This window comes from Pseudoalteromonas gelatinilytica, from assembly GCF_001641615.1.
Classification (GTDB): domain Bacteria; phylum Pseudomonadota; class Gammaproteobacteria; order Enterobacterales; family Alteromonadaceae; genus Pseudoalteromonas; species Pseudoalteromonas gelatinilytica.
This window is the reverse complement of record NZ_LRRU01000003.1, coordinates 1-4,012: the sequence shown is the minus strand read 5'-3', so window position 1 is coordinate 4,012 and position 4,012 is coordinate 1. Positions and strand designations below refer to the sequence as shown.

Genomic DNA, 4,012 nt, shown 5'->3' with positions numbered 1-4,012 from the left:
CACCGAGATAATTTTTACTTTAATCGCCATACTGGCCTTGTAAAAACCCCGCATACTTTGTTTAGAAAACCGTTTTACTTACCGTATGAAGACATTGTTTGCTATGGCGCAAATGAGCGTAATGTCGGTTCAGCCCGCGGTGGCTCACGTGTATTTGTGTCACTCATGGTGCCGTTAAAATACCCTAAACATTATCGCTTCACTAAGCCCACTTTTTATGTAGGTGGTTCAAATCGTGAATGGGATTCACTGGCATATGCCACAGCCATGACCTTTATGGATACATCCATCCCGCTTGGTACTCACTTATATCAATCGATAGAGCATTACTTCAAAATTGATAAAGATATAACCGAAAAACACGGATTCCCTGAGGAGCTAAAACCCTATTTAGATCCAGTCGATTGCCAAGTAAATAGAGAAGCCGTGTGATAGTGAAGCTTTATTAAGGCAAATAGCAGTGGGTGTTTAATGTTGAAATAACAGCAACACTTATTTACAACGAAAGTCTAACGTTACCGGTAGATTTTGATGCGTTTGAAAAGCCAATTGAAAATGTCTCACCTGATTTAGCAATTGCATAAGGAAAGTAATGCAAAACAATGACTACTTAACTGTTGATATCATGCCTAAAAAAACGAGATTTAATCGTTTTTTTTACCCTGAGAGATTAAATGGTCTTAAGAAGAAGTTCAAAGGCTTATGCTATTTATATGATTTACCTGCAAGAAAGCAAACAGTAATTCAAAAACATCCAGAGCGATTTAAAATAGAAATGTGTGGGAATAGTCCTACTCGAGCTTTGCTTTTTGGTCCAATCATAATCGGCTTTGTTTTAAGTTTGTTACTATTATTATCTTGTATTGTGATGACATATTCGGATGAACCTTACCATTGGTGGGTGCCGATACTTACTTTTTCTTGGAACCTGTTTTTTCTTAATTTATTGCCAATAACAGAGAGTTATATCCCCAAAAAACAAATCTACTTTGATAGAAAAAAACAGTTAGTCGGCTTTACTTATGACATACCTGGATGTGAAGAGCGCGATGAACTGGGTAATTGTTGTTTTAAATGGGCCGATATTGTATGTCATCTTGATATTGTGGCAACGCGCCCAGGTGTAATGGGGTTTGTGCCTTTTATTAGTCATATTGATGAGGATAAATACCCTGAGACTAAAATAGCAGTTCAAGTGCCTGATAACTCAAATAACCCGATGAACTGTTATTTATATTGGGAACGTGTAGTTCGGTTTATGGATAGCAATCAACCATTGCCTGATGTGCCTGAGTATGAAAGTTGCCGTCATCTTGATGAGTTAACTGCTGAATTTGACAAGCATAATAAGAGACCCGATAAGTTTTGGAGTGATTTTTCGCTTGCTCAACAAGTCGAAATTTGGCGAAAATTCAATAAAGAGGCTGCGCATTTTAATTGGCTTAGAGCGACACCTAACGAAGAAATCACTAAACCTTGGTTGCATTTTAAAGGTGAGCCCGAGCGTATAGAAAAGCTGACATGGAAATACAAAGCAAAGCGCTTAGCACTACAATTATTTATAGGAATACCTTAAAAGATAGTTTGATGCATAGTATTGGGTTAAGTGTATTGATAATAAAAATATCTTAGTTGTAGTTTTTATGTACCGCCTCGGCTTGTTAAAGCAAAGGAATCTAATGCAAAAACAAAATTACCTAGGTGTTGGAATAATGCCGAAGAAAACGAAGTTTAATCGTTTTTTTGAAGCGCACCGAATAATAAATGAAGGAAGCGAATTTAGAGGATTATGTTTTTTCCGACGTTGGCTAAATCAAGATAGGCGCATTTACGCAAATAAAAAAGAGCAATATAAAATAGTGCCTTGTGGCAATAACCCTATAAAAGCCATATTATTTGGACCAATGGCAATTGGTGCAGTATTAAGTTTAGTTACATTAATTAGTATTTTATCAATCCCACTTTATGATGAAGGTGAACGTTTTCAGTGGTGGATACCACTCGTTACCTTTTGCTGGAACTTATTCTTCTTAAATTTACTACCAATAACGGCTAGATATATTCCTGATAAGATGATGTACCTTGACAGGCAAAACCAAACGGTCGGGTTCACTTTTGATATTCCCGGTTGTGAAGGGCGTGATGACTTAGGTAACTGTTGCTTTAAATGGGAAGAGATTGTTTGCAGGTTAACCTCGAAAATGGGCGCGCCGGGTGTAATGAATTACTTTCCAGAAATTAGCCATATAGACCAAGATAAGTACCCTAAAACAACTGTAACTGGTTCAGTTGTCGAACTTTCAGCCAATCCTGTGCATTGTTATTTATTATGGGAGTGTTATGTGCGCTTTATGGATTTAAGTAAGCCGTTACCTGATGTGCCGGTATATGAACAACACCGCCATTTAGACCCCATTACAGCTGAATTTGATAAGAGGAATAATCGGCCTGATGAGTTTTGGTCCTCATTTTCGTTTTCACAGCAATTAGAAATTGAAGAGGAAATTCTGAATCAAGCGTTTCCTTTTGATTGGCTTAAAGGTAGAAAGCAGGAGGAAATAACTAAACCTTGGCTACATTGGAAAGCCGAGCCTGAGCGCATAGAGCAATTAACGTGGAAATATAAACTTAAACACCTTTCACTTCAGCTATTTATCGGCTTTCCGTGAAAAGGCTAAAGTTGCATTGCCAATGATACGTTAACAGTTTTGCAAAAACAGCACTCTTAAAATTACCTTCGACGAAGTAAGCAAAAAAGCAGTGGGTGTTTAGGGTCTGAGATATTTAAAGTGGAATGGTTAAAACAAGGAATGTAGATAGCAATGACAATGAATAGTGATGATAAAGGCTCAGTAAAATCAAGCAAGCTGGATGATTTAATTGATAATCTTATTAGTGATGAGGAGCTTAAACGCTATATTGCTGAACAAAACGACGGTTTAACCCCTGAAGAACGAGAAAAAATTAAAAGAGAAAATCGTATTAACGCAATTAACCAGTGGTGCGCCGAAAACCCTGGTAGAGACCCAACAAGAGCTAAAGATAAAACCATTAAACAGTTGGCCTTAGATGAAGAGGCGGTGGTTCGAAGAGAAGAGTTTAGAAGAGATAACCCTGAAAAAGCGGCTGAAATAAGAAAGCGAACTAGAAACGAAAGTAAATACCGTAAGGATAGACAAACCTATAACGAACAACTGCCAAGAGACTACTTACATAAAGACAGTTATGAAACGCGATTAAAAAAAGCTGAAGCACTCAATGGCTGTAGCTTTAAAAAACGTACCTTTAAAAGTAAGCGTTTTACTGATCAATATGCAGCAGAGCTTGAATCCCCTAATCGTGGCTCAACACTTGAGGGGCATTGGGTAGAGAATGATGGTAAGCAATTGGCTATTTCATGGTTTGGAGGCTGGTCTAATTTATTTACTGCTCTAAGTTTCCTGCTAATGGTCGCAGCCGTAATGTTTTTTTTCGTTGATTTGGTTGTTATTGGTTTTGTGTGGGGCGACTATCGATGGGTGCCATTTGCTATATATGCACCTATGTTTATTGTCGGTTTTTATATGCTGAAACACCGCGCCATATTAGCACACCGAGATAATTTTTACTTTAATCGCCATACTGGCCTTGTAAAAACCCCGCATACTTTGTTTAGAAAACCGTTTTACTTACCGTATGAAGACATTGTTTGCTATGGCGCAAATGAGCGTAATGTCGGTTCAGCCCGCGGTGGCTCACGTGTATTTGTGTCACTCATGGTGCCGTTAAAATACCCTAAACATTATCGCTTCACTAAGCCCACTTTTTATGTAGGTGGTTCAAATCGTGAATGGGATTCACTGGCATATGCCACAGCCATGACCTTTATGGATACATCCATCCCGCTTGGTACTCACTTATATCAATCGATAGAGCATTACTTCAAAATTGATAAAGATATAACCGAAAAACACGGATTCCCTGAGGAGCTAAAACCCTATTTAGATCCAGTCGATTGCCAAGTAAATAGAGA

3 protein-coding genes and 1 pseudogene are annotated in these 4,012 nt (G+C 38.1%); all 4 read left to right on the top strand.

What is annotated here, in order from left to right; translation table 11 throughout:
* A pseudogene (locus NH153_RS21810) lies at positions 1-432 on the top strand (hypothetical protein); the annotation flags it as partial.
* Between the two features lie 160 nt (positions 433-592).
* On the top strand, positions 593-1,576 hold the full coding sequence (locus NH153_RS00700) for a hypothetical protein (protein WP_063700011.1): 984 nt from the start codon (positions 593-595) through the stop codon (positions 1,574-1,576).
* Positions 1,577-1,679: 103 nt separating this feature from the next.
* The gene (locus tag NH153_RS00695) at positions 1,680-2,669 is read left to right on the top strand and encodes a hypothetical protein (RefSeq protein WP_063700009.1); all 990 of its coding nucleotides are present in this window, start codon (positions 1,680-1,682) and stop codon (positions 2,667-2,669) included.
* Positions 2,670-2,822: 153 nt separating this feature from the next.
* Positions 2,823-4,012: SKP1 family protein (locus tag NH153_RS00690; protein WP_240494341.1), on the top strand; the 1,190-nt coding region annotated here is incomplete at its 3' end.